Source organism: Xanthocytophaga agilis, from assembly GCF_030068605.1.
GTDB lineage: Bacteria > Bacteroidota > Bacteroidia > Cytophagales > 172606-1 > Xanthocytophaga > Xanthocytophaga agilis.
The window spans coordinates 1-25,675 of sequence record NZ_JASJOU010000026.1 but is presented as its reverse complement, the minus strand read 5'-3'; the positions used below and the strand labels follow the sequence as shown (position 1 = coordinate 25,675).

Annotated in this window: 21 protein-coding genes; 6 read left to right on the top strand and 15 right to left on the bottom strand. The window is 39.4% G+C overall.

Features of this window, described 5'->3' with window-relative positions:
• The first annotated feature begins 10 nt into the window (after positions 1–10).
• Complete coding sequence (locus QNI22_RS38665) at positions 11–964, top strand: polysaccharide deacetylase family protein (RefSeq protein WP_314519790.1); 954 nt, start codon at positions 11–13, stop codon at positions 962–964.
• Positions 965–1,155: 191 nt separating this feature from the next.
• Here QNI22_RS38665 and QNI22_RS38660 read toward each other — a convergent pair whose 3' ends face one another.
• The 14 genes from QNI22_RS38660 to QNI22_RS38595 form a co-directional block, all read right to left on the bottom strand.
• Entirely contained in the window at positions 1,156–1,608 is a 453-nt protein-coding gene (locus QNI22_RS38660) for a hypothetical protein (RefSeq protein ID WP_314519788.1), read from the bottom strand.
• Between the two features lie 20 nt (positions 1,609–1,628).
• The gene (locus QNI22_RS38655; RefSeq protein ID WP_314519786.1) at positions 1,629–2,360 is read right to left on the bottom strand and encodes a DUF7003 family protein; all 732 of its coding nucleotides are present in this window, start codon (positions 2,358–2,360) and stop codon (positions 1,629–1,631) included.
• A 109-nt stretch (positions 2,361–2,469) separates the two neighbouring features.
• A complete protein-coding gene (locus QNI22_RS38650) occupies positions 2,470–3,951 on the bottom strand; it encodes a hypothetical protein (RefSeq protein WP_314519784.1) in 1,482 nt (493 codons plus the stop codon).
• Positions 3,952–4,012: 61 nt separating this feature from the next.
• Entirely contained in the window at positions 4,013–4,975 is a 963-nt protein-coding gene (locus tag QNI22_RS38645) for a magnesium transporter CorA family protein (protein ID WP_314002402.1), read from the bottom strand.
• Between the two features lie 55 nt (positions 4,976–5,030).
• Positions 5,031–8,204, bottom strand: coding sequence for an efflux RND transporter permease subunit (locus QNI22_RS38640; RefSeq protein ID WP_314519782.1), 3,174 nt, complete (start codon positions 8,202–8,204; stop codon positions 5,031–5,033).
• 24 nt (positions 8,205–8,228) lie between these two features.
• Positions 8,229–8,528, bottom strand: a complete 300-nt coding sequence (locus QNI22_RS38635; protein ID WP_313975828.1) for a DUF190 domain-containing protein — start codon at positions 8,526–8,528, stop codon at positions 8,229–8,231.
• Positions 8,529–8,579: 51 nt separating this feature from the next.
• Positions 8,580–9,617: an efflux RND transporter periplasmic adaptor subunit gene (locus tag QNI22_RS38630; protein WP_314519780.1), complete on the bottom strand. Its 1,038-nt coding sequence runs from the start codon at positions 9,615–9,617 to the stop codon at positions 8,580–8,582.
• Positions 9,618–9,622: 5 nt separating this feature from the next.
• Positions 9,623–10,870, bottom strand: coding sequence for a TolC family protein (locus QNI22_RS38625; RefSeq protein ID WP_314519778.1), 1,248 nt, complete (start codon positions 10,868–10,870; stop codon positions 9,623–9,625).
• A 296-nt stretch (positions 10,871–11,166) separates the two neighbouring features.
• Positions 11,167–12,534, bottom strand: coding sequence for a sensor histidine kinase (locus tag QNI22_RS38620; protein WP_314519776.1), 1,368 nt, complete (start codon positions 12,532–12,534; stop codon positions 11,167–11,169).
• The gene (locus QNI22_RS38615; RefSeq protein WP_314519775.1) at positions 12,531–13,220 is read right to left on the bottom strand and encodes a response regulator transcription factor; all 690 of its coding nucleotides are present in this window, start codon (positions 13,218–13,220) and stop codon (positions 12,531–12,533) included. The genes QNI22_RS38620 and QNI22_RS38615 overlap by 4 nt, the downstream gene beginning before the upstream one ends.
• A gap of 167 nt (positions 13,221–13,387) precedes the next feature.
• Complete coding sequence (locus QNI22_RS38610; RefSeq protein ID WP_314519773.1) at positions 13,388–14,611, bottom strand: multidrug effflux MFS transporter; 1,224 nt, start codon at positions 14,609–14,611, stop codon at positions 13,388–13,390.
• 267 nt (positions 14,612–14,878) lie between these two features.
• On the bottom strand, positions 14,879–17,101 hold the full coding sequence (locus QNI22_RS38605) for a monovalent cation:proton antiporter family protein (RefSeq protein ID WP_314519770.1): 2,223 nt from the start codon (positions 17,099–17,101) through the stop codon (positions 14,879–14,881).
• Positions 17,102–17,302: 201 nt separating this feature from the next.
• A complete protein-coding gene (locus QNI22_RS38600) occupies positions 17,303–18,562 on the bottom strand; it encodes an MFS transporter (RefSeq protein WP_314519766.1) in 1,260 nt (419 codons plus the stop codon).
• 151 nt (positions 18,563–18,713) lie between these two features.
• Positions 18,714–19,358 carry a hypothetical protein gene (locus QNI22_RS38595; RefSeq protein WP_314519764.1) on the bottom strand — a complete coding sequence of 215 codons (645 nt, stop codon included), beginning with the start codon at positions 19,356–19,358 and terminating at the stop codon, positions 18,714–18,716.
• A gap of 261 nt (positions 19,359–19,619) precedes the next feature.
• On the opposite strand from QNI22_RS38595, the gene QNI22_RS38590 reads away from it, so the two are divergent.
• Complete coding sequence (locus tag QNI22_RS38590) at positions 19,620–21,008, top strand: SBBP repeat-containing protein (protein ID WP_314519762.1); 1,389 nt, start codon at positions 19,620–19,622, stop codon at positions 21,006–21,008.
• 70 nt (positions 21,009–21,078) lie between these two features.
• Here the strand turns inward: QNI22_RS38590 and QNI22_RS38585 are convergent, their stop codons facing one another.
• Entirely contained in the window at positions 21,079–21,567 is a 489-nt protein-coding gene (locus QNI22_RS38585; protein ID WP_314519758.1) for a hypothetical protein, read from the bottom strand.
• Positions 21,568–22,196: 629 nt separating this feature from the next.
• Between QNI22_RS38585 and QNI22_RS38580 the strand changes: the two genes are divergently transcribed.
• The 4 genes from QNI22_RS38580 to QNI22_RS38565 are packed head-to-tail and all read left to right on the top strand — an operon-like array spanning position 22,197 to position 25,319.
• Positions 22,197–22,721 carry an RNA polymerase sigma factor gene (locus tag QNI22_RS38580; RefSeq protein WP_314519856.1) on the top strand — a complete coding sequence of 175 codons (525 nt, stop codon included), beginning with the start codon at positions 22,197–22,199 and terminating at the stop codon, positions 22,719–22,721.
• Position 22,722: 1 nt separating this feature from the next.
• Positions 22,723–23,550 carry a HEAT repeat domain-containing protein gene (locus QNI22_RS38575; protein WP_314519755.1) on the top strand — a complete coding sequence of 276 codons (828 nt, stop codon included), beginning with the start codon at positions 22,723–22,725 and terminating at the stop codon, positions 23,548–23,550.
• A gap of 30 nt (positions 23,551–23,580) precedes the next feature.
• On the top strand, positions 23,581–24,450 hold the full coding sequence (locus tag QNI22_RS38570; protein ID WP_314519753.1) for a DUF4097 family beta strand repeat-containing protein: 870 nt from the start codon (positions 23,581–23,583) through the stop codon (positions 24,448–24,450).
• Positions 24,450–25,319: a DUF4097 family beta strand repeat-containing protein gene (locus QNI22_RS38565; protein WP_314519751.1), complete on the top strand. Its 870-nt coding sequence runs from the start codon at positions 24,450–24,452 to the stop codon at positions 25,317–25,319. The genes QNI22_RS38570 and QNI22_RS38565 overlap by 1 nt, the downstream gene beginning before the upstream one ends.
• Positions 25,320–25,675: the final 356 nt, after the last annotated feature.

Sequence of the window (25,675 nt, the reverse complement as noted above, 5' to 3'; positions counted from 1 at the left end):
ATAAAGGTTTATGGAAACTCGCAGACATTTTTTATCTAAAACTTCTATGGCAGGAGCACTTACTATGTTATCTGGCTCTCCATTGTCTTATCTAGATCTAGTTGCTCCATCTTCGGACTCAGCGTCTTTCTGGCCAGATAATACCCGACTAGTGATTTCACTTTCGATGCAGTTTGAAGCAGGCGGAGAACCTGACTTTGGAGCGGATAGCCCATTTTCAGGCAATTCTCTTCCAGCTGGCGTACCTGATCTGCCTGCTCGTACATGGTTTGCCTATGGCTACAAAGAAGGCATTCCCAGAATGCTTGATCTATGGGATAAGCACCAGATTAAAGTTACTTCTCATATGGTTGGCCAGGCCGTGTTAAATCATCCAGCTTTAGCAAAAGAAATCGTAGACCGTGGACATGAAGGGGCAGCACATGGTATGTCCTGGACACCACAGGTCACAATGTCAGCCAGTGAAGAAAAAGCTTTTGTTGCAGCAGGTATGGATGTGATCAAAGAGGTCACCGGACAAACACCTGTTGGTTACAATTGTAACTGGCTGCGTAGAAGTGTCAATACACTAAATGTATTGCAGGAACTTGGCTTTCTGTATCATATTGATGATGTAAGTAGTGACGAACCATTTATTTCAACTGTCAATGAAAAAGACTTTGTGACAGTTCCCTATACCCTCCGTTGCAATGATATTCTGCTAATGGAAGGGCGCCATTTTTCCAGCCGTCATTTTGCTGACCAGCTTAAAGATGAGTTCACCTGGCTATATGCCGAGTCAGCCACCAAACGCCGTATGATGTCAGTGAGTTTACATGATCGTATTGGAGGCACTCCTGCTATGACTCAGGTAATGCATGAGTTTATCAGTTTTGTCAAAAAGCAGAAAGGTGTCCGGTTTAAGCGAAAGGATGAGATTGCTCGTTTTGCATTACAGGATAAACACACACTAAGAAATCAATAAAACAGAGAAATAGAGAATTTATATCCAAGGATTTGCAAGCTTCATAAGCTTCTTGCAAATCCTTGACTATTTCTATTCATTACCAAAAACCTACGATCACTAAAGAAGTCCAACTCTCAATCTGATCCAGATTCTGTTTTAGGAATAATCAAACATGACAAATCTATGGAGTTTACTACTCTATTATTAGCTCAGTTATATCTGGACTTCTGGTTAGCAGAAGCATTTAGATAATAAGGTTCTAACTGGCTATAAGTAAATCTGGAAATTTCAATGGATGAAACAGAAGGCTCACCGACAGTAAGCTTTTTAGTAGTAAAAAACAGAATCTTTTTCTCTTTAACATCTACAATGTCTTTCCAGGGAATAAGAACAGGAGGATGAAACAGTCTGAAAAACAATATAGGTCGCATGTACAGTCCTTCTTCATTGCACTTGAGAGAAAGACAATTTTTGTAATTTACTCTATTAATTCTGGCGGTGATAATGCCAATGTGCTTTCCCTCAAATGGGGAATCATTTCGATAACTAGAAGCAAGTCGTGCCCATCCGAACTGCGAAATAAGGAAGATAACTCCCACAAATATTGACACAAAGAAAACAGGAAAAACAAGAATGAGAATACTAGGGAATGACTGTTCCATATCTATTAGTAGTCAGTAGGTTATAAACTGCCTGCCTCTGGCCAGTTTCGCCAGTCATTATTGGGTGGAAGTGTGGGTTTCCATAAAGTGGTATCTTTCGTAACCAATATCTTTGCTATCATCTGAAACGTTTCATAAGTGCTGGGGCGGGTATCTTCACCATACGGATTAGAATCATATATTTCCCAGTAGGTTTTATGGTGCCATTTATCAATTGTCATCAGTTTAGGCAGAGCATTGGGTAAATATTTACGTATTTCTGATTCAGAAGCCCGAAACAGTTTTGGGTGTTGCTCATCCAGATAGCGGGTTAATGCTACGAAATCAATCTGGTGATCAGGATTGTCGTAATCACGAATCTCAATGCCTTTCGCTTTGTACTTATTCTTATCCTGTTCGATAGGGAGTTGTTTTCCCCTTATAGTTATAAATTTTGTACTAGGGTCAACTAATTCAAAACCCTTGCAGATATTTTTGAAGTCCATTTCGGAAAACAATTCAACACCTGTATTATTGAAACCTAATGTGTCCTCTTCCATAGCTAGGCAGTTGGAATAATAGCATATGTCTATTTCCATACTCAAGCTTCTATTGCCATATCCTGTCTTTTCCATTACAATTGCCCAACGAGATTTATCCGCAAAAAGAGTAGTCCGACTACCTGCTGTATGAAAATACCCGTGCTCCAGATCAAGAAAAAATTTATTCTCTGTTTCATCCAGCTCATGAAGAATATCTTGTTCAGTATACATAGTGTGTTGGGTCCGCTGTTGGCAACTTACTGATAGCAATAAGCCAATGATAAGCAAATATTTCATAAAATGTAAAAGGCCATAGTGGGCCTCTTATCAAAAAATTCCATTATGTATTCTGAATAAAATAACAGGCAACTCTCGAAGTTGGCTCAAAAAATACATATAACGTTCCATCTCCCCAGAAGTTTAGAGTTTCATAATATTTTCTATCCCATTCTTTTTCAGGTGTAACATTAGTTCGTTTTGTTTTTATGCCTCCATCAAGCTGGCATAAAAACCTCATCAACTTTCCAGACTTTGGACAAATCGGGTACTCAGGATATTGAACCCAATTGGGTATTCCAGCATATCCATCTCCAAAAGGATCAAAGCTTTCCACAAAATCAAATGCCATCTCATGAAAGACAATTTCTGTGTTTTGATCCAGCTCATCATATGATGTATCCGCACTTTCCACCTCGTCTTGATTTAGTAATACAGGATGTAAAGGATCTGAGTAATCAAGAAATACATTTTGGATGTTCAAATAAATAGGACATGTCAAATGTAATTGGAAAGGCAACCATTGAAAGTTGACATCTTCATTATTTATATATCCCAGATATTGGAAAGGAACTATACAATTGGCCTCTGGCAGTACAAAATTGGCAGGTACTTCTCCTCCAAGCTGGTGTAATCCCTCAGATGCTTCAACCAATTGCACTATTCGATGAGGTTCAAAGGCAGGCAAAGGTAAACCTAATTCATGCTTCTGTAAGGCTAGTTCTTTTCTTTCTCCGTCAGTGTACTCATATGCCTGAATGAGTTTCTTGTCTTCAAAAACAAGTTCAGTTCCAGAATAAATAGCCAAAATTGTCTCTTTGTCTGTAGCCTGAGTAATCACAAAATTTTCAAATTGTTGCTTATCATTAAAGCTTATCTCCCAACCTGCCAGGTAAACCCTATCCAGATTATCCGCAGATAGAACGTCTTGTTTAATAATGTCTTGCTGGCTGGTCTCCAAAGGCTCGCTTTCTATTTCAAGAGGTAAGTATGATTTACATTCAGATACAAGGTCTTGAGGTAGAAATTTTTGATATAGTTCTAACAAATGACTTTTTATCTCCAGTAAATACCATTTATTCTCTTCTTTAATCGCTAATAACTTATTGGCAACTTTCGCAAATATGGAGCTATTTTCTTCATTGTAAGAAACATTAGACTCTCCATATCTTTCCTTAAATCCTATATAGATAAATTTCTCAAAATCGGCATTTTTCTTTTGCTTGTGCCGTTGCTTTCGATTACGAGCTATGTCATGCTCAGTAAACTTCCATACAGTTGTATTTGTCGTTTGAAACAAGACATAGACAACTTCATTTATGACATATTGTTTATCTATTGATATTATCTCAAAATTATCAAACGATATCTCTAATGATTTATCTTTCTGACTAGCATTCAAGCTTTTAAGAAGCAGATCTTTCGAAATATAATCAAATAACTTTGGATAGATAAATGCTAGCATTTGAGCATTATCTTTTGCAAGTATAGTTTGGGTATATTGTGTATACAGCTCAGTTACTTCTTCTAAGAGCATTATATTCATAACAGATTTTATTGACATACTGAGCTGGAAGCTAGATTATCTAGCACAATAGCGAAGTTTATCATAACCAACGTTTTCGCTTAAACCAGATATAAATGCCCAACGAAATAGCTACCATGGCGCCTAGTGATATTGGATATCCCCACTTGTGCCTTAGTTCTGGCATATAATCGAAATTCATCCCGTAAATACCTGCAATAAAGGTAAGAGGCATAAAAAATACCGAAAAAATTGTGAGGACTTTTACAATGTCATTGGTACGCTGGGCAGATAGAGAAATGTATACATTCAACAAGTTACTGATATCATCCAGTAACTGGGCGTAGGCTACTTCCAGCTTGGTATGCAAATCCCTGACATCTTGCAGGGCGGCGGTATCTCTGGGAGTAGTAGTAATTTTAGCTAATACATCACGGGTCACAAATAGGATGCGCTGACAGATACTAGCTTTTCGTTTCAATACATAGAGTCGTTGTTGCAGATCCGGAATGCGTTCTTTTAAAAACACTCGTCGTTCCAGTGTATCTACCTGACTCACCAAAGCTTCGGCTTCTTGTTCATATGTATGCAACACATTCCATACTACTTTCACAACAGCCTCTTCAGGAGAAGTTACATAGCCTGTATCTACATATTTCTCTTTAATCTCATCTATAAAGGGGATCTGACGGCGATGAATCGTGAGCAGAAACCCGTTGTTATAAAAAAATCCTATTTTGGAGGAGAGTTCCTGCACCGTATGTATATCATGCTTGCCAGCCTCACCATTTTTTGCCCCACCATTGCGTGGACTATAAAAACGTACAATGATAAACTTATAGGCCCCTGTATTTTCATATTTAGGAAGGTGATCAGGTTCCAGACAGTCTTTGATTGCATAATGAGGTAATCCAAACTCATTTGCAATCTCCTGGATTTCCTCAGGGTCTGGCTGAGTAATGTCCATCCAGCGAAAACCAGATAAAGCAACTACATCCAGGTCGCTTTTTTCTGTACAATGATTATCTAATAGACAGCGAATCATATCTCAATGATACAGCATAAAACATAATCTCACAAATTTCCACACCCTTCATAACCTATACAGGCACAGTCTCTAGATCTTTTGATCCTTCTTCTGCATCTGAGGGTGGTTCAGGCTGTACTTTTTTACGTACTACCCAATAGTATAGTGGAGGAATCAGAACAGGAGCAAACAATAAAGTAGATGTTAATCCTCCAATGATTACGGTAGCCAATGGCCGCTGGACATCTGAACCGATTCCTTTAGATGTCGCAGCTGGTACCAATCCAATAATTGCTACCACCAGAATGGATAAAATAGCCCGAAGCTGATGAACAGAGGCATGAATGATTCGATCATCCAGATCTATATGTCCATACCCTACTTCCCTGTTAATTGCCGATACCAGTAACACTCCGGCCATTACAGAAATACCAAAGATAGATACAAACCCTACCCCAGCAGATACATTAAAGTGATAATCACGCAGCCAGAGCGCTACAATGCCCCCTGCCAATGCAAAGGTGATACAAGCCATTGTAACCAAGGTATGGCTAAATTGCTTGAAAAGCATAAACAGAAACACAAACACTACAATAATCGTCAGTGGAATAGTGACAATCAACTGTTTGCCTGCACGTCCCAAGTTTTCGTATTGTCCGCCATAGATGACCTCATACCCTTTGGGAACATGTATAGTCTGATTGATTTTCTGGCTTACTTCTGCCACAAATCCGCCCTGGTCTCGTCCCCGAATATTCGTCCGAACAGTCACCATACGTTTGCTATTGAGACGATAAATATTAGTTTGCCCAGCTACAAAACGGATATCGGCCAGTTGTTGCATTGGGATTAATGCACCTGTAGCAGAAGGAACCTGTATCTTTTGAATATCATTGATGCTTCCTCTGTTTTCAGGCAGATATCGGATTACAACATCATACCGCTTGGTACCATCATACAACGTAGAAATAGTCTTACCTCCAATTGCTGCTTCAATCATACGTTCGATGTCTGATACATTGATCCCAAACCGAGCAGCATTCTCTCTATTTATTGCAATTGCCAACTGATCCTGAGTACCTTCCTGTTCAATATTCACAGAAGCGGCTCCAGCAGTGCTACGTACAATTGCCGCAATGCTATCCGCTTTAGGACGCATTAGTTCCAGATCTTCACCCACTATAGAGATTGCCAGATCCGCAGCACTTCCGGTTACTATCTCCATTACCTGATCAATAATGGGCTGTCCGGATGAGAAAAAAGCTCCTGGAAAACGGTTCTGCAAACGCGTCTGCATTTCCTGAAGAAGTTCTTTTTTGGAAACACTGTCTGCCCATAAACTATAGTCCTTCAATCCAATCAGTATCTCTGTACGGTTAGTTGGAAAAGGATCTGTACCATCATCATTGCGTCCCGTCTGGGTTATGACATACGACACGGGTTTATATTCAGAGACAATTTTGCGTATTTCGGGAGCAAGTTTCGCGTTTTCCTGGATAGTTACTCCAGCAGGCATAAACGAACGCACGAATATAGATCCTTCGTCCAACTCTGGCAGGAACTCTGTTCCCAGGCTCCCTCCTACCAGAATTAATAGTATCACTACACCAAATCCACCTAATACAATTGCACGGGGTTTCTTTAGGAAAGATACTAGTGTCTTATGATACATTTTATCCAAAAAGTCCAGTACCAGATTTTTATGTTCTTTTAATGGTTTGGTAGTAGAAGTCAACGATTTCTTATAGGCAAATGAAATCAGTACCGGAATCAATGTCATAGCACAAACCATAGAGCCAATCACGGCAAAAGCTAGTGTCAAAGCCATTGGTGAAAATAGTTTTCCCTCTACCCGAGTCATTAACAGAATAGGCATATAGGCCAGGATAATAATTGTGACAGAGAAAAATATCTCACGTCCTACTTCCTGAGCGGCGGACATGGTAATGCGAATAATACCCTCTCGTTTCTCTGCATCAGTTGCTGTCCGGTATTTACGGATTAGATGTTCCGCCATAACGCAGGCTCCGTCTACAATAATCCCGAAGTCAATAGCACCCAGTGACAGCAGGTTTGCAGGAATCCCACTGATCTTCATCAGAATGAAGGCAAATAACAAAGAGAATGGAATAGTGATGGTCACTACCAGAGCTGCCCTCCAGCTTCCCAGAAACAAAATCAGTAAAATAATCACAATAGACACTCCCTCAAACAGGGTATGCCCTACAGTCTCTAATGAGTGATTGATCAGAAAGCTTCGGTCATAGAGTACACGTAGTTTTACTCCTTCAGGTAGCTGTTGCGTCTCCAACGTCTCAATTTGCTTTTTCAGCTTTCCTAATACTTCACTGGGGTTTTCTCCTCTTCTTAGCAAAATAATACCTTCTGTAGCGCTACCCACGTCTAGTCCCTCAGAAGGCACTGCATAGCCCATAATACCAGAAGGTGGTGGTGGAGCAACCTCAACAGAAGCTACATCCCGCACGAATACAGGGACACCACTTACAGCAGTAAGTACAATATTTTCTATATCGTTCTCTGTCTTGATAGCCCCTAATCCACGAATAGCAAATCCCTGTCCTCCTCTTTCAATCACATTGCCTCCTGTATTCTGGTTGTTCTTCTCAATAGCATCTATCACATCTGGCAGTGTGAGATTATACTTATGTAACTTATCTGGAGATGTTAGAACATGAAATTGCTTCATGGGTCCGCCAAAGGTTGTTATATCTGCAATACCTGGCACCTGGAGTAAGTAGGGGCGGATTATCCAATCCTGCAAATCCCGTAACTGCATAGGAGTATAAGTAGGCGGAGCTTCCACTACATACCGATAAATCTCACCAACAGCAGTGGTAAGTGGAGCCAGTTCAGGATTCACACCATCCGGAAGTTCGGCAGTTGCCAGTCGTTCATTGACTTGCTGGCGTGCAAAATAGTCATCTGTGCCATCCTGAAATGTAAGCTGCACAACAGAAAGTCCAAAGATAGTACGAGACCTGCGATCCAGCACACGAGGCACATTATTAAGGGCGCGTTCAATAGGAATAGTCACCTGTTGTTCTACTTCTTCTGCTGCCCGGCCTGGATAGGTAGCAATCACAATCACATTGGTATCTGCAATATCCGGATAGGCTTCAATCTTGAGCATGGTAAAGCACCAGTATCCGACACCCATCAGCACCAGGCTGATAGCAATTACTACCCATCGGTTGGTGAGGGCAAAAACAAGTGTATTACGAATCATAAAGGGTAAGTCTTAGAATGTTCGTTACCAGATTTCCACCTGGTGAGTAATAATCAGGCCATGAGACATTTCACGACGCAAGAGGGTCAGCACCTGACGAACTTTCTCATCCTGATCGATAAAGGTGATTAGAACAGGTGGCTCATCAAATGAAAACAGTGAATGAGGATCTGTGATATGTTGGTTCGGGCCAAATCCGGCAATTCCCTCAAATACTGTCGCCCCTTCTATCTTATGGATGATCAGGAATTCAAGTATATATCGAAATAATAAACGGGAGTCTTTTCGCTCACCTTTATCAATGAAAATCTGAGCCTGTAACATACTAACCAACTTTTAGTAAGATGAAGTACTGAAATTCGAATGATAATACTATTAATAGCCGAATGATAGACCTTTCAGTTGCATAGCACCTTCAGTTACTACCTTATCGTTAGCAGCTAGTCCATTGTATATAATAATAGAAGAGCCCAGTTGTTGCCCTGTCATCACAGGTCTTCGTTCAAAGGTGTGTTTATCTTTTTGCACAAACACATAATCCTTGCCCTGTACAGTCACTAAAGCCTCTTTGGGAACAGAGATATAATTTCCCTCGGATACATCAAACTGAACTGTAGCAAACATGCCTGCACGTAGTTGTGCGTCAGGATTTACAATGCTGATGCGCATTTTTACCATCCGGGTTACATTGTCTACTACATTGCCAATGCTCTCTACTTTTCCTTTGTAAGGTTGGTTAGGAAGTGACGTGAATACAACTACACATAGATCTCCCTCTTTTACTTTTCCAGACTGATTTTCCGGCATTTCACATATCATCCAGACTGTACCATTTTTTGCATTAAGCAGCATTTCAGGTTGAAAGCCTGCCAATCGAAGCATCGCTTCATGTTCAATCTCTGCAGCCTTTTCATTAGCCAGATTGGTTTCTTCCATCGCCAGAGCAGTTTGAGCCTCCAACACCTCTTTACCAGATGCAGCGCCATTGGCTTGTAAGTCTTTCGCTCTTTCCAGTTCAATACGTTTTTGACGGATATTCACATTACGGATTCGCTGAATATTGATTGTATGTTGAAGCAATTGGGTATAGTTGGCAGTCAAATCTGAATTATCAAACAGTACCAGATTTTGACCTGCATTTTTATCGGAACGAACCACTGTAGCCACTACGCGGGCAGGAGCCTTGAGATCAGCCCGCTGGCTGGAACTCTCGATAACTTTTCCCTTAAAGAAGTCGGACTCTTTTTCATTAGAAAAGACAATAGTCTGCCCTCCATCTTTCACCTGTGGACGGCTAACTTGCTGTACAGGTGCTTTTTCACTTTTTTTACTGCAGGCCGTAATCCATAGACAACCGACCACTATAAGTATTAAATGTTGGAGTTTCATAAAATAGTCACTAAAAGAAGTCATACAAATTACAGTTGACTGATCAGCCCTGACACAGACAACAATTGCAAATAACTCTGACGATAACCGAGTACGGTATTATAGTACAGTTGTCTGGTATCAACCCAGGACCGCTGCGCTTCCAGAAAATCAATAATGCTGGTTCCTCCACGCAGGTAAGCATACCGAACTGTGTTCAACACCTTATCTGACTGATTAAGGATAGTCTGAAAACGATCTACGTTCTTTCGCTGAACCTGGTAATTATCATAGGCCGCCCGTAGCTCGGTTTGTATCTGGATAGTTACAGCTTTCTGGTTCTGGATAGCCTGTTCACGCACTATTTTCGACTTCTGTATTTCCCCTTGATTCCGGTTAAAAAACGGCAGGTCTATAGTGCCAAAGAAGCCCAGATAGGGAACTGAATTCTGAGGGTTCCAGATTATACCTATTTGCGGCTGAGGTATTGCCAGAGACTTCTGCAACCGGATATTTACTTCAGAAGCATTAATGCCAGCCTGAGCTACAGCCATATCTGTACGTCTGGAGAGTGTCTGATTAAGCAAACTGTCAAACGAAAGAGTAATAGGTATACTCTCTATCGGTACAGAGAAGGCAATGTCCAGACTGTCTGTTGTACCAAGCATAAATTTTAACTGCGACAGTTCATTCACATATTCTTGCTGTGAGGTACTTAACTGTAAGGCATATTGCTCAGCCAGCAATTCCGTTCGGGTCAGATCGTTTAGTGTTATAACCTGATTTTTCAGACGATTGGTATTAATTCGTACCAGACTATCTGCATTGGTCTTTGCCTGATTAATCAATTCTTTATTCACCCTTAATAACCATACATCCAACCACTTCTGAGCCACATCCAGACTAACATTCCGTTCCTGATCAGCCAATACCTTCTGGCTGTATGTATAATTCTGCGTACTTAACTCTATTTTATTTTGTCGCTGCCCCGGCCACTGGATAGTTTTGGTAAGCTGCCACCAAATCTGCTGGTTATGGCGATTCCAGATAGAAGTCCCTTCCGGATACAAACTTTGTCTGAGCAGAAACAAAGACTGGTTATTCAAACTCAGATTGGGTCGCAGTGTAGCTGTGATTTGATCACTCTGAGCAATACCTAGATTATAACCAGCTACCTTCAGTGTAGGATTATTGCTACGGGCCTGCTGTACAGCCTCAGCCATTGAGAGAACACTCTGTCCCCATACCCGGCTGCACAGCAATAGAAAAGCAATGACATAAGAAAAAAGAGGCTTCATATACACTACAAAAGCTACAGGTAAAACATTTTCAGCCTTGCTCAAAATAAATCTTATCAGCTCATTCAACTCTGTTGGCTGATATCTTCAACATCTGCACATTTGACAAAAAAGGATAGTTCTGAGCTGATTCATCAACACAGGCAAATGTACAGTAAGACTCTACTGCCGGGATTAGAAAGTTGTTAGAATACTATTAAAATGTAATTAAGATTCAGGTTTATATTCCTTAGGAGTGACATTAGATAGAGCTTTTAGAGAGAGCGATCTTTAATCTCATAAAAGACAGATGTATACTATAGATGAGGTATCTTTACGATAAATGTTGTACCGGAACCAGGTTGCGAAGAGACGAGAACGATTCCGTGATGAAGAGAAATAATCTTTTGAACCAATGACAATCCAATTCCATTCCCTGTAATAGTGGGATGATCTTTTCCTCTATAGAAGGGTTGAAATATGTATGGTAGATCTTCTGGAGAAATCCCAATACCATGATCTTTAAATTCCAGTACAGTAAACTGCTGCGAGTAGCTGATTCCTACTGTCACATGTTGATCAGCAGAGAATTTGCATCCATTTTCAATAAGATTAGCAAAAGCAACCTCCAATAGGTACCAGTTACCATTTACAGAAATCCATTCATCTTGTTCTGGTTCATTATGAAACTCAAAGCTGGCTTTATAATCAGGTTGTTGTTTGAGTACTTTTTGTTGGGCATCTAGTAGCAACTCATCCAGACGAAGGGGCTTAAATGCAATTTCGGTTTCGTCATAACTTGCTTTGGCAAAATCTAGCAAATCATTAGACAACCGCACTAGTTTCTGAGCATCATCCTGTGTACGCTGCACCACCTGTTGATATTCTGCCAGTGAACGATCTCTAGAAGATGCCAAGCCTAACTCTGCAACAATAGCAGCAAGAGGGGTTCGTAATTCATGCGAAATATGAGAAACAAATGCTTTCTGAGCATTAAACGACTGCTCCAGACGATCCAGCATCCGGTTAAACGTAATCCCCAGTTCTGCAATTTCGTCTTTCCGGTTACCCTCCTGTACACGTAGATTCAACTTGGTTGCCGAAATATGTTCTACCTCCTGCACTAATTGAGATACAGGCTGTAATGCTTGCCAGGCTAGAAACTGAGCCGCAAGAAATATAAATACAGTACTAACCAGACACGTTATCAGTAGTATAATCCCCAATCTGTGTAACTTGGCAAACCCATAAGCATCATATGCAGCCGCAGTAATCAGATAAGGTTTTCGGTTATGATAATAAATAAATCCAATTGCCTGCTTTCCCTGCTCATAAAAGTGTATCTGCTTTTTCTGCTCGATCTTCTGCATCATTTCAGGAGTTTCTTTAATTAGATCACTTTCTACCGCATCGTGATACAACAAGGTATGTGTTGAGTCGAAAATGGCTACTTCTTCACGGGAAAGAGCATTGGGCGTATTATCATAAATGATCTGCAAAGTTTTAGGCGACACTCGGGCATTCAATAGTAAATCAGCTCTGGTGATAGCCTGTTGTCTGATACGTTTAAAAAATTCCTCTTCTCGATTATCTGAATACGCCAGATAAATCACCAGAGCAAACGCCACTAATAACATAGCTATCACAGCTGTAAACAGCAAGGTGAGCCGGGTACGAATTTTCATGTCAGGGGTTCTTCTCTGAAAATAAATCCCATCCCTGTCTTGGTATGAATGAGTTTTACATCAAAGTCTTTATCAATTTTTTTTCGAAGATAATTGATGTATACATCAATAAAGTTAGTTCCTGTATCAAAAAATGTATCCCATACCTTCTCAGCAATTTCTGTCCGGGTTAATAAACGGCCTGCATTACGCATCATATATTCCAATAACTTATATTCCTTGGGCGTAAGCTGGATGGATTTTCCACTCCGTGTTACAGTTTTTGTATCCACATTCACTTCCAGATCTGCATACTTCAATAAAAATCCCAGACTTTGTGCATCCAAGGAACTTCTATTCAAACGTGCACGTATGCGTACATACAACTCACGCAAGTCAAATGGCTTAACCAGGTAATCATCTGCACCAGCATCAAATCCCTCCACTTTATCATCTGTAGTACCTAGTGCAGTAAGCATAATAATAGGAAGAGAGGACCTGATCTTACGAATCTGCTGGCACAATTCCAATCCATTTATCTTTGGTAAGATGATATCTAGAATTACCAGCGTAAATTCTTGTTGCTGTATCAATCTCTTGCCAGTTTGCCCATCATAGGCGAGAGTCACAGAATAACCCTGTTCTTCCAATCCTCTTTTAATCAGCTCCGCCACTCTTTCATCATCTTCAACAACTAAAATATTCATATAGGTTAAGACTGTATTTCTACAAAGGTTGCAAATAGAATTTGAATCAGACAACTATTGTTCATTAGTTTATACCAGAGCTATATAACTTTAGTAGCAAACTATCCACAAACAAAAAAGTCTGACTAAAATAGCCAGACTTTCATGTATTTACTGTAATGTATCTCCTATGCTGCCATTGAGGACTCTGAGCTGTTTTGATCAGCATGTAACAACATACGAGTGCCTGATAACAAAATACCTAAACCACAGAAAGCACACAAAGCCATCATTAATACCATAGGAAAGGCAGTATTATTGTGCATCACACTTACTCCGGCAGAAACTAGTCCTCCCATAGCCATACGAAAACTACCCATCAATGCAGCGGCGGTACCTGCCTGACGGGCAAAAGGTGCCAGTGAGAGAGCAGATGTATTAGGGTTGATAATTCCCTGTCCGGTTAAAAACAGAAACAGTAATCCTATCAATTCATACTTTCCAAACAGATTATAGCTAACACCTGTAATCATAATTGCTCCGATAATCACTTGTCCGATGAGAGCTGTAGCAATTAGTTGTTCGCTTTTAAAGCGTCTTAGTAAAATATGATTTAACTGAGTCGGTCCAATCATAGCGAATGCCAGAAAAGCAAATATCCATCCATATTCCTGTTCACTTACCTTATACAGGTTCATAAACACATCTGCTGATCCGGCAATGTACGCAAAGGGTGCAGAAGTGGCAATCCCACCTACCAACGCATAAATCAAAAAAGTAGGCTGTTTGATTACACTAAGAAAGTTATTAATTACCGATTTTGGACGAAGTGACAAGGAAGTATCTGGAGGGCTACCACTAGGCAATTTATATCGGATGCCTAACAACATAATAGCTGTAATGGCAGCCAGAATCACGAACACCCAATGCCAACTCAATACAGATGTTAGATATCCTCCTACAGTTGGTGCAATCATAGGTGAAATTGCAATAACCAACATAATTGTAGAAAGTACCTGAGCAATTTTCTCAACTGGAAATATATCCCGAACTAATGCCTGTGAAGCCACAATTCCTACACAACCTCCCAAAGCCTGTAAAAAACGCATTACAATCAGAGCTTCAACAGATGTAGTCATAGCACATCCCAGTGAAGCCAGGGTATAAAGACTCAATCCTACATATAAAGGATTTTTACGTCCGAACCGATCCAGTAATGGACCGTATATCAGTTGCCCAACAGAAATACCCACCAGATAGGCAGTCAATGACAACTGCACATTGGCAATAGAAGTATGTAAATCTTCTGCAATAGCTGGAAATCCTGGGAGATACATATCAATCGAAAACGGACTGATAGTAGCCAATGACCCCAGAATCATAATTAGGATAAAATAGTGTTTTTTGCTCATAGCTGCAGACTCTTATTGTATTATTTCTTCCCTTCTAAATATACACCAACCAAACAGGTATAGTTGCATCTTTTTTCAAAAACCTCTATAAATACAGTAAAATCCTCAGAGAGTGAAATTGTTAGAACATATTGAGAGACAATAGAGATTGCTAATCATCTGCTTTTAAAAACCAATCGCCTGCACTGGTCTGGTAAATACCAAAACAGTCCAGGCGATAAGGATAAATTCGTATTATCCGGTTAATACTTAAAATTATTGATTTATCTATTCAATGCTCTTAATCTCGTGTTTTTCTCCAGCCAGCCATATCAGATCACCATTCTCAAAAACAGTAGATGGATCAGGATTAATGATACGATTTCCATTTCGTTCAATACCAATCACAATACCTTTGGTTTTTTCACGTATAAGGGATTCTCTTATACTTTTACCTAAAAACGGAAATTTGTTATCCACTACCAGTTGCTTTAATGTGACATCTGGAACTACTACAGTCTGATTATTTTGCAATGGCTCAACAACTGTCCGGAATTGCTTCAATTGCGCATCCGTTCCAACAACGGTCAAGGTATCAGCCGGATAAATATGCTCATTGCCTCTGGGAGCGAGAATAACCCTGCTACCACGTTCAATTTGCGCCACATTCACTCCATATCTTTCACGAAAAGCAAGTTCTGTAAGAGTTTGCCCAATAATCTGGGAGTCAGGACTAATTTCAAACTGAGTTAAGTGAGCATCCCAGGGAAGCAATTGAGACTTAACAGGAGTAGGTTCTTCCGGCTGCGATTTTGCTGTGAGATTATAAAGAAAACGCTTTTCAATACGGACATACGTTTGTTGTAATCGTTGCGTAAACAAAGGCAACACCACTCCAATCAACAATATTGCAGAAACAAAGGCGATTAGTGGAGAAAAAAGCTGATCCAGTAAAAAACCGACCAGTACAATGCCAAGAATAACACGACCAGCCTCCAGTGCAACTAAAGGTCCACGATTAAATATTCTGTTTGACCAGAGTGCATTATAGGAATGAGTACGGATTTTACGTACAGATAATGCCCATAAGAAAGGTAGCATCAGGGCTAGAGCAATGAAAGCTGTTATTATATTTCCCCAAGAATTAGCGACCAGTTTTGTTTTGATCACATCGGTAAGAAAATATGTAGTCAACAAAATAATACCAACGATGATTACTGTGTTAAGGATAATGATCTGAGCAAAGTTCTTTAATACTCCCTGCCAGTCACTGACATGAGTTATTGTTTGTGTACCAGAACTATAACTATTCAAAAACGCTCTCCATCGTGCTGGCAACCACTTGTCAATCTGGTTACATACTGGCTCTGCCAGTCTGATCATATAAGGTGTAGTAAAAGTAGTGACTGCAGAAACAGCTACAGCAACAGGATATAAGAAATCACTGGTTACTTTTAGAGTCAATCCAAGAGTTGCAATGATAAATGAAAATTCTCCTATCTGTGTCAAACTCATTCCTGTCTGGATAGCCTGTTTTAAGGGTTGCCCGGATATCAGTGCTCCCAGTGTTACATTCAGGGATTTGCCCAATATGACTACTCCGGCAATAAGCATAATAGGACCGGCATGTTCAATCAACATATGATAGTCAATCAACATACCTACAGATACAAAGAATACAGCGCCAAACAAATTTTTCACAGGCTGCATCATATGCTCGATCTTCTCGACAAAGATAGTTTCGGACAAGATAGATCCCATAACAAAAGCACCTAATGCAGCTGAAAAACCTGCTTCTGTAACTAATACTACCATCAGCAAACACAATGCAATGGAAATGATAAGCAGCGTTTCATCAGTCAGGTGCTTACGGCTCTTGCGCAAAAACGTGGGGATCAGATAGATACCAGCAAGAAACCATACTGTTAAAAAAAAGGCAAGTTTCAATATGGAGGTTAGCAACTGCATCCCAGCAAATTGCTGACTTACAGCTAGTGTACTTAACAATACTAATAACAGAATAGCAACCAAGTCTTCAATTACCAGAATACCAAATACTAGTCCAGCAAACTTCTGGCTTTTGACATTTAGTTCTTCAAATGCACGAATTATAATGGTAGTAGAAGAAATAGCAATAATTCCACCTAAAAATAAACTATCCATTCGGGACCAACCAAGTAGTTGCCCTGTACCATATCCAAGCATTAACATAGCCCCTACTTCAAAAATTCCAGTTATGGAAGAAGTTCCTCCTACCTCAACCAATTTCTTAAAACTAAATTCCAGTCCCAGACCAAACAATAAAAAAATAACTCCGATGTCAGCCCAGATCCGAATGGTCTCTATATCTGTAATAGTTGGAAATAGTGAGAAGTTAGGGCCTACCAATACACCAGCCAGAATATATCCTAGTACCAGAGGTTGTTTGAGAACTTTAAATAAGAGAGTAGTGACACCAGCAGCACCTAAGATCAAAGCCAGGTCTATAATTAATTGAGGTACATGAGACATAAGCGTAATAATATAGAGATGAGGCTGAGCAAAAAGTCCTTGGCAGAAAACAAGTTCAGACCCCAAATCTACATACTTACCATTCAATAGACTAACAGTTTTTTGCAGTTATCCATTATCTTCTTCAAAAAAAAGAATTGTTAGATGTACAATTATTACTATCCCCAACACCCATAAACCATTCTATATCATCACATTTTCTTATACTGACAACTCTGTTTGCCGTATTTCTTCTTCTTCCATCTTTCGCTTCAATCCCTCTCGTCCATCATAGGTCACAAACTTTGGTAAAAGCAATGCCAGTATAATCGTACCCACTACAGTCATAACTCCTCCGGAAACAATAGATGTCTTCAGATCAAACCAATAAGCTATTAACCCGGCTTCTGCATCACCCAGCATCGGTCCTGTCATAAAGCTGATCATTTCAATGCCCGCTAGCCGTCCACGCAGATGGTCCGGAATTGTCTGATTCCAGATAGTTCCCCGAAAAAGTCCACTAATCATATCAAAAAATCCGGCTACGCCTAAAAATACCAACGCATAGTATAGATTAGACGATAAACCAAAAAAGATGATAGCCACACCCCATAAGGCTGCTGCAATAACAATGAATAGTCCATGTTTATGTGTATGCTTCGCCCATCCGGAAGTCAGGGTTGCAACCAATGCACCACCCGCAATAGCAGAATAAAAAAATCCTATAGAATTAGCCCCAAAACTCACTGCCAATGCTGGAAACAAAGCTTTAGGCATACCAAATAACATAGCATTGATATCAATCAGGTATGTACCCAGCAATTCCTGCCGACTTATAGCGTATCGGAAACCTTTTTTTATAGATTCAAGATTAGGTTGGTCAGCATTGTCAGGAGGTGGAACAGACTGGATCATCCATACAGCCAGTAATGAAGCCATAAATGTAACCAGATCAATCGCGTAAGCCCAGGAAGCATTAAACTGAGAAGCAATTAATCCACCCACAATAGGACTAATGATTGCGCCGATATTAAATCGCAGTGAATTCAAAGCAGAAACTGCCGTCATATACTCAGATGGCACAATTCGAGGAATCAGTGCTTCGAAGGAAGGACGTTGTAGTCCGGCTAGTCCGGCTTGAATAGCAACTACCAGAAATAAAATCCAGATTTGAGGATTAGGCAATAATGAGTTTGCTAGTAGAATCCCGATTGTAATAGTCTGTCCGATTTCTGTGATACGTAACATTTTACGGCGATCCACAGCATCGGCTAATGCTCCACCCACGAATGCCAGTAAAAACATAGGTATAAATTCCGATACCCCTAATAATCCTACATATAGGTTGGAATGTGTCAGTTGAAACATCTGTACAGGTACAACAACAAATGTCATCATTGATCCAAAAAAGGAGATCAACTGACCAAAAAAAAGCAGACGATAATCCCTAAAACGTTTAAGCGGTGTAATATCTAAAAGCATACGGAATACTTAAATAACAAGCTGATTTCGTCTGTTATAAGTAAGTCAGACTAAATGGCACAGCTAAATTACAGGTTATGTATGCATTTACAAGACTCTTACTATCAAAAAAGTAGCTATTTGTTTTACATCTTTCTGGTCTTCCTGTTTACTATAGACTTTTCACTAATACAGAGCTTTTCCTGATACGTGCTCTTTCTAATGGATTAATATGTCGCTTATTCCAATGTTCCAGATTGATAAAATACCGATATAGCTCTTTCTTAAACTCATTTTCCGGATTATCAGGCAATTCATGACGCTGGGTTTTGTAAATAGGCTCATTACTAGGTTCTGGTTTGAGCACTAACCCAAATTCTTTATTCAACATAATTATAGAATCCATTTTGCGAAAAATATGCTCCAATACCAATACAGGTCCATTAATATATTCTGTACGAGTTTTCAACCCTCTGATTAGGATACCGCCATCACTATTATCTTGTGACTGAAAAGTTATATCAAGTCCTTTCTGATGAAAACGCCAGAAGCCTTTATCATAATTATGTTCACGAGAAGCAGTATCCTGGTGGATATCTGTCATAAAAAAGTAAAACTCAATTTCTGTAAATGAGTACAATGTATCATTTACTTTTAAGTGCCAGTTGTGAATAAGATCTGTTGCAATCCGGTCAAATGAATGCTGAATAGATTCTTTACTGTCTGTAATAATGTCAAGATTGGGCATATAATAACATTTCGCTAAATAGAGGATACATACGACTACCTGACGGTGATAGATTTCTGTAATATGCATTCCAAAAAAATAAAAACAGAGGGTGTTTTTACGGTAATTATACCGTATTTTTCACGTTTAGCTTGATTAAACTCCTTTTAAGAAGTATCAGCAAAATCTCAACCGCTAAGATAATAAGAACAAAAAATTCACAATCCATACAACCTTTCTGCTATTTAGCGTGTCTGCAGAGTAATGTACTAGCCTTGTACTTACATACTCTTTCCCTCCTAAAAAACAGTATCTGTTACTGTCATTTTTCATGTAATAACCTCTCATGCTATGAAAAAAAAGCATTTATGGGCAGCATATGTCCTATTCATTAGTATTTCTTTATTTTTCTTTTCCTGTAAAAAAGATTCCACATCTCCTATTCCCAAACCACAGGAACCAGTAAACCCAATTACATCTTTTGCAAGCAAAGCTACTGGAGAAATTTACTCTCAATCTATAGCTGTTGATAAATCAGGTAATACATATGTTGCTGGTAGCTTGTATGGAACTGGTACTTTTCAAACCACAGTTCTTAGTTCAGCAGGAAACAATGACATATTTATAGCTAAGTATGATTCAACTGGTCAATTGTTATGGGCTAAAATTGCAGGATGTACGGGTCAAGCGGCTGCATTGGATATAGCTATAGATCTATCTGGTAATCCGTATATAACTGGTTACTTCTTTGGTTCTATTACTTTTGGCACAACAACTATGACAACCCACGACAAAGGTCTGGCTATGTATGTGGCCAAGTACAATGCAGATGGGGATGTGCAATGGGCAAAAAAAGCATCTGGTGATGGCAGTATATCTGCAGAAGGTATTGCATTGGACAAATCAGGAAACATCTATATAACCGGAAGCTTTCATACTAATGCCACATTTGGTACAATTACCTTAACCTCAACAGGATACACTGTTTTCATTGCCAAATACACTCCTTCAGGGGCACTTCTATGGGCCAAAACCGCAGGTGATGAACTCGCTTCTTATGGGAAAGATATTGCAGTAGATAATAATGGCAATGTGTATATTACCGGTATATTCAAATATTCATTAACCTTTGAATCAACAACACTAACCTCCAAAGGTAAAGAAGATATTTTCATTGCCAGTTTCACAACTGACGGAGAGTTTCAGTGGGCTAAAAGTGCCGGTAACACAGAAGAAGACTATGGATACAGCATTGCATTAGATGGATCTTCAGGAGTATATATTTCCGGATCTTTTAATAAAACTATCACTTTTGACAATAGAAATCTAACATCCAATGGATGGGCAGACATGTTTCTGGTAAAGTATGCTACTTCAGGACAGGTACAATGGGCAATTAGTGCAGGAACAGCCAGTCAGGAGAATGCATTTGCTATCACTACTGACCTATCTGGAAATGTATATGCTACCGGATATTTTTATAACACTATATCTTTTGGAAATAAGGATCTAACCTCCAACGGGTCTGCAGATATCTTTGTAGTAAAGTACAATCCTATGGGAAATATTCTGTGGGCCAAAAATGCAGGAGGAGCCAACATGGATCACGGCAGGGGAATTGCACTGGATGAGGATAATAACCCTTACATTACAGGTCTCTTTATTCAATCAGCCACTTTTGGTGATACTACACTTACTAGTCCGAATGAGGGCATGTATCTGTGGCGTATAGTTCCATGACTCTATTCATAATACTCAATAAACTCTGAGACAGATTACTTTTAGGCTGTCTCAGAGTAAAGTATGTCATTTATTTCTTCCGATGGTAACTTACCACTCTATCTCCCTGGCAGGAAACAACCAGAATATATTTCCCCAACTTCTGCTTAACAGACTGATCTCCCGGATCTTCTTCTCTGGAAAAGTCATAAATTAATTCAGAATGGGTTGTATCTGTTACCCCTAAGAGATTGACTACCTCCTTTTTGGTTTTACCAACCAGATTCATTTCCCGAATCATATCATCTGTCACATCATACAAACTATAACTCATCGGCTTACTGGACAAAACATCTTCATAATAATAATAGGCCATGGTAGTTCCTACAATCATTATAGTTAGAAGAGGTGTACCAATAATAGTAGAGATACCAGCCCAAACCCGTGCTTTATTATTGGAACTGACCTGTTGCCGGATACGGTAATAGATTACAAAATAGATAAGAGAAAGTACTCCCAGAACTATAGCAATACTTGTAAATGTTCCTGTCGCATTAATTGCAAGTGTAATTGTTTCCATAGATGTAAATAAGCTGTTCAGCATCTATGCTTATGCTGATATTATCCATTAAACTCTCAATGATAAAATTACCTGATCACCTGTTTTATTCTCATTAAGAATCTACTTTAAAACACATTGATTTTAATTAATCAGATGACCTTATATGTACTTAAAATTCTAAGAGTGTAATCCATACACCAAAAAACTAATATAAATTATCATGCCAGTTTACTATTAATCACTAGCAGTACAACAATCCAGATTCTCAGATAATAAACTGTCTAATCTATTTTGACCCGAAGGAATGTACTGATATACAAATCGTTACTGAAAACAATCATCAAAGATTGTTCCAAAAACAGGAGTAAGTAGTTCTTTGAGAAAATATTTTCTATAATTAACTAATAATCTCCTTTTCTAACAATTAAAGACATCAAACTGAAGTAAATCGTTTTTGTGTTCTAGTGGAAATAATCTAAGAATTATGTCCGAAAATATATCACTGTCCGATCTAGAGCCGACTCAAAAATATTTCATAAAAAAATCATTTTCTACTGTAACCTTCTTTCGTTCGGTCAGTTTCCCTCATTGTAACAGACGCAAAACCCATTGAATCAGACTTGAACTCACTAACCGATAATTCACTCATGCTCCAGGTAAAAGCTGGCGATCTGAATAAGATGGGATTGCTCTTTGAACGATACCATCGTAAACTGTTCAGCTTTCTTTATTATATGACAGGCAAAGATGATGCAAGTGAGGATCTGGTGCAGAATGTGTTTTTTCGAATGCTGAAATATCGTCATACATTCACAGGTGAGGGAGAATTTAAAACATGGATGTACCATCTGGCTCGCAATGTATTAGCTGATCACAGTCAGAAAAACAAGCGATCGGTTTTGCATGAAGATGTACAAAACTATTCTGACCGAATCAGTAGTGGAGCTGGTGCAGATGACTCTATTTATAAGGAGCAGGAACTGACAACCTTGTACGATTCACTGGGAAAACTTTCGGAAGAATATCGTGAAATATTGGTATTGAGTCGCTTTCAGGAGCTTAAATATGAAGAAATAGCCCGAATCCTGAATACAACAGAAGGAGCAGTGAAAGTGAAAGTACATCGGGCAATGAATCAGTTAAAAAATATTTACTTAAAGCTGGAACAGTAAGATGACTAATTGTAAAGATATAGAGGAAAAACTAGCTGACTGGCTTGAAAACCAATTATTACCACAAGAACAAGCACAGGTTGAAAGCCATTTGAAGCAATGTCCCGCCTGTCAGCAGGAATGGCAAGCCATGCAACAGGTATGGATGCAAATGGGACAGCTACCTGCTCCAAAACCAGGGCCTACCATGAAGATACGATTTGAGACAATGCTGGAAACATATGCAACAACAGTAGAAGAACAGCAAACGTACTCACCTAGCCATCTGTTACAACTTGTAAAAAAGCTCTGGCAAGCCGCATGGATGCCACGATTGGCATATAGTCTTTTGCTTATTAGTATTGGCCTGGGAGCCGGATATTGGTTACACAAACCCAATGATCCTCAGATTTCCCGGTATCAGCATCAGATTGATACGTTATCCGTACAGATGCAGGAAATGCGCCAGATGATGTTGTTGTCATTACTTGAAAACCCTTCTGCCTCAGAACGACTACGGGCAGTAAGCCTTACACAGGAAATTAAGCGAGTTGACACAAAAGTCATTGAAGCACTACTGACAACACTTAACAATGACTCCAATGTCAATGTGCGCCTGGTTACACTGGAAGCATTGGCAGAACTTGCTGATGATCCTTTGGTACGTGAAGGACTTGTACAGTCGCTTGCCCATCAGGATTCACCACTGGTACAGGTAGCCTTGGCAGATATAATGGTCAAACTACAGGAGAAACGCTCTATTGAACTATTGCGTGAGTTATTGAAACAGGAAAATGTAGACGGCACTGTCAAAAGTAAGATCCAGCAGACAATCAAAGAACTCTCATAAACCTCCACACCTTTAACTTTTACTAAAATTATGAAAACTATTGCCAAGCTTTGTCTGGCGGGGTTACTACTCTGCCAGACTCACTGGGATGCCTTTGCCCAAACCCAGCAATGGAAAGAACGTGTGACCAAAACATTTACATTATCAAAAGAAGCCAAAGCAACTACACTGGCAGTCTATAACATAACCGGATTCATACGAATAGAAGGTTATGCAGGCAGCCAAGTCGAGATAGAGGTAGACCAGGAACTATCAGCCAAGGATGCACAAACGCTGGAACAAGGTAAGAAAGAGTTTAAGCTCCAGTTTGATCAGAATGCGGATAGCATTGTAGCCTATATTGCAGCTCCCTATGATTCACGCCCCAATCGTAATTGCTGTTGCTGTGATAACCGATCTATTCGCTATCATTATGCACTCGACTTCACGATTAAAGTTCCGTATAGTATGAATCTGCATGTATCGACTGTAAACCAAGGAGATGTAGCAATAAAAGACGTCACAGGTAGCCTACATGCTTATAATGTCAATGGACCTATCACATTAACCAATGCAAAGGGAGCCACAGATGTACGTACAATTAATGGCGATGTAGAGATCAATTATATTAGTGCCCCCCCTGAACAATCCTCCTATTATACACTCAATGGCGATATTCGTATCATTTACCCAGCTTCACTATCAGCCTTACTGGAGTTTAAAAGCTTTCAGGGAGAATTTTACACAGACTTTCCAAATGTGGAGGTGCTACCAGCTCATATTATTAAGAATGAAGAGAAAAAGGCTAACAGCACTATCTATAAACTTACTAAAAACACCTCTATGAAAGTCGGAAAAGGAGGTAAAACTTTCTTTTTTGAAACATTTAACGGAAACATATATATTAAAAAGCAATCCTGATGAAAACGTCCCAAATCCAACGAGAAATGAATCTATCCGGTCTATTCAGAAAATATATTCTTCCTGTATTTCTACTTCTTCTGACAGTAAGCTTGCCATTGTCAGCACAAAATGAAGTAAAAGAACAACTTGTCATTCCTCTCAGTGATCCCAATAAACCTGGATTTCTGGAAGTAGGCCTGGTAAATGGTTCTATCCGTGTAACTTCTCATAGTAATAAAGAAGTGATTATAGAAGGAGCAGTTGGTGGTTCTAAAAAGCACAAAGAAGATGATGCTGTTAGTGCTAATGGCATGCGTCGAATCGCCAAAACTAACAGTATGGAACTGACAGTAGAAGAGCGTAGCAATCGTATCTCTGTAAATACAAACAGCCATATAAGAGCTATCGACCTGACAATTAAAGTGCCGCAACGATTCTCGCTAAAACTTAGTACAGTTAACAATGGTGATATCCTGGTTGAAAATGTAAATGGTGAGCTGGAAATTACGAATGTTAATGGAAAAATTGAACTTACCAATATTGAAGGATCTGCAGTTGCTAATACAGTTAATGGGGCACTTATTGCCATTTTCAAAGACATTACCCCAAATACACCTATGGCATTTTCGACATTGAATGGTAAAGTAGATGTAACACTACCATCCAATGTAAAAGCTAATGTAAAACTTAAATCAGATCAGGGTGAAATTTATAGTGACTTTGATATTGCAGTAGATAAAACTCAGCCCAAAGTAGACAAATCAAGTCAGAATGGGATGTATCGTGTCAGTGTAGACGACTGGACATATGGGAAGATTAATGGAGGGGGGCCTGAAATCATGGCCAAGAACATGCATGGCAACATTTATATCCGAAAGGCAAAGTAAACTCAAAATAGATGCTTTGTGTTTGTCTCTCATCACACAACCTTTCTGGAATATTTACTAGAAGGGTTGTGTTTTTTATGGATTCTCTTAAATCAATAATTGTCTATCATAGATTAGTCGAGACAAAACAAAATCGCCCGACTCAATGCCAGATAGTGACACCAAATCGGGTGATTTGTTAGACTTTATGTTAAAATTAACTTACTACTGAACTACAAATTTAAATCGTGAAGAAGAAGATCCATCTTTTGCTACCAGAATAGCCACATACGTACCGGCAGCCAGTCTTTCACTAAAGGTTACTTTCATTGTGCCATCTGCATCCCAACTAGTCTGATACCCTACCGATCTGCCTA

What these genes read in the sequence shown, in the direction of transcription:
- QNI22_RS38630 (WP_314519780.1), bottom strand. Translation starts at nt 9,617, where the DNA reads ATGACTTCTTTTAGTGACTATTTTATGAAACTCCAACATTTAATACTT.
- QNI22_RS38640 (WP_314519782.1), bottom strand. Translation starts at nt 8,204, where the DNA reads ATGATTCGTAATACACTTGTTTTTGCCCTCACCAACCGATGGGTAGTA.
- QNI22_RS38620 (WP_314519776.1), bottom strand. Translation starts at nt 12,534, where the DNA reads ATGAAAATTCGTACCCGGCTCACCTTGCTGTTTACAGCTGTGATAGCT.
- QNI22_RS38565 (WP_314519751.1), top strand. Translation starts at nt 24,450, where the DNA reads ATGAAAACGTCCCAAATCCAACGAGAAATGAATCTATCCGGTCTATTC.
- QNI22_RS38615 (WP_314519775.1), bottom strand. Translation starts at nt 13,220, where the DNA reads ATGAATATTTTAGTTGTTGAAGATGATGAAAGAGTGGCGGAGCTGATT.
- QNI22_RS38590 (WP_314519762.1), top strand. Translation starts at nt 19,620, where the DNA reads ATGAAAAAAAAGCATTTATGGGCAGCATATGTCCTATTCATTAGTATT.
- QNI22_RS38600 (WP_314519766.1), bottom strand. Translation starts at nt 18,562, where the DNA reads ATGCTTTTAGATATTACACCGCTTAAACGTTTTAGGGATTATCGTCTG.
- QNI22_RS38645 (WP_314002402.1), bottom strand. Translation starts at nt 4,975, where the DNA reads ATGATTCGCTGTCTATTAGATAATCATTGTACAGAAAAAAGCGACCTG.
- QNI22_RS38635 (WP_313975828.1), bottom strand. Translation starts at nt 8,528, where the DNA reads ATGTTACAGGCTCAGATTTTCATTGATAAAGGTGAGCGAAAAGACTCC.
- QNI22_RS38655 (WP_314519786.1), bottom strand. Translation starts at nt 2,360, where the DNA reads ATGTATACTGAACAAGATATTCTTCATGAGCTGGATGAAACAGAGAAT.
- QNI22_RS38665 (WP_314519790.1), top strand. Translation starts at nt 11, where the DNA reads ATGGAAACTCGCAGACATTTTTTATCTAAAACTTCTATGGCAGGAGCA.
- QNI22_RS38610 (WP_314519773.1), bottom strand. Translation starts at nt 14,611, where the DNA reads ATGAGCAAAAAACACTATTTTATCCTAATTATGATTCTGGGGTCATTG.
- QNI22_RS38650 (WP_314519784.1), bottom strand. Translation starts at nt 3,951, where the DNA reads ATGAATATAATGCTCTTAGAAGAAGTAACTGAGCTGTATACACAATAT.
- QNI22_RS38575 (WP_314519755.1), top strand. Translation starts at nt 22,723, where the DNA reads ATGACTAATTGTAAAGATATAGAGGAAAAACTAGCTGACTGGCTTGAA.
- QNI22_RS38605 (WP_314519770.1), bottom strand. Translation starts at nt 17,101, where the DNA reads ATGTCTCATGTACCTCAATTAATTATAGACCTGGCTTTGATCTTAGGT.
- QNI22_RS38570 (WP_314519753.1), top strand. Translation starts at nt 23,581, where the DNA reads ATGAAAACTATTGCCAAGCTTTGTCTGGCGGGGTTACTACTCTGCCAG.
- QNI22_RS38660 (WP_314519788.1), bottom strand. Translation starts at nt 1,608, where the DNA reads ATGGAACAGTCATTCCCTAGTATTCTCATTCTTGTTTTTCCTGTTTTC.
- QNI22_RS38585 (WP_314519758.1), bottom strand. Translation starts at nt 21,567, where the DNA reads ATGGAAACAATTACACTTGCAATTAATGCGACAGGAACATTTACAAGT.
- QNI22_RS38580 (WP_314519856.1), top strand. Translation starts at nt 22,197, where the DNA reads ATGCTCCAGGTAAAAGCTGGCGATCTGAATAAGATGGGATTGCTCTTT.
- QNI22_RS38595 (WP_314519764.1), bottom strand. Translation starts at nt 19,358, where the DNA reads ATGCATATTACAGAAATCTATCACCGTCAGGTAGTCGTATGTATCCTC.
- QNI22_RS38625 (WP_314519778.1), bottom strand. Translation starts at nt 10,870, where the DNA reads ATGAAGCCTCTTTTTTCTTATGTCATTGCTTTTCTATTGCTGTGCAGC.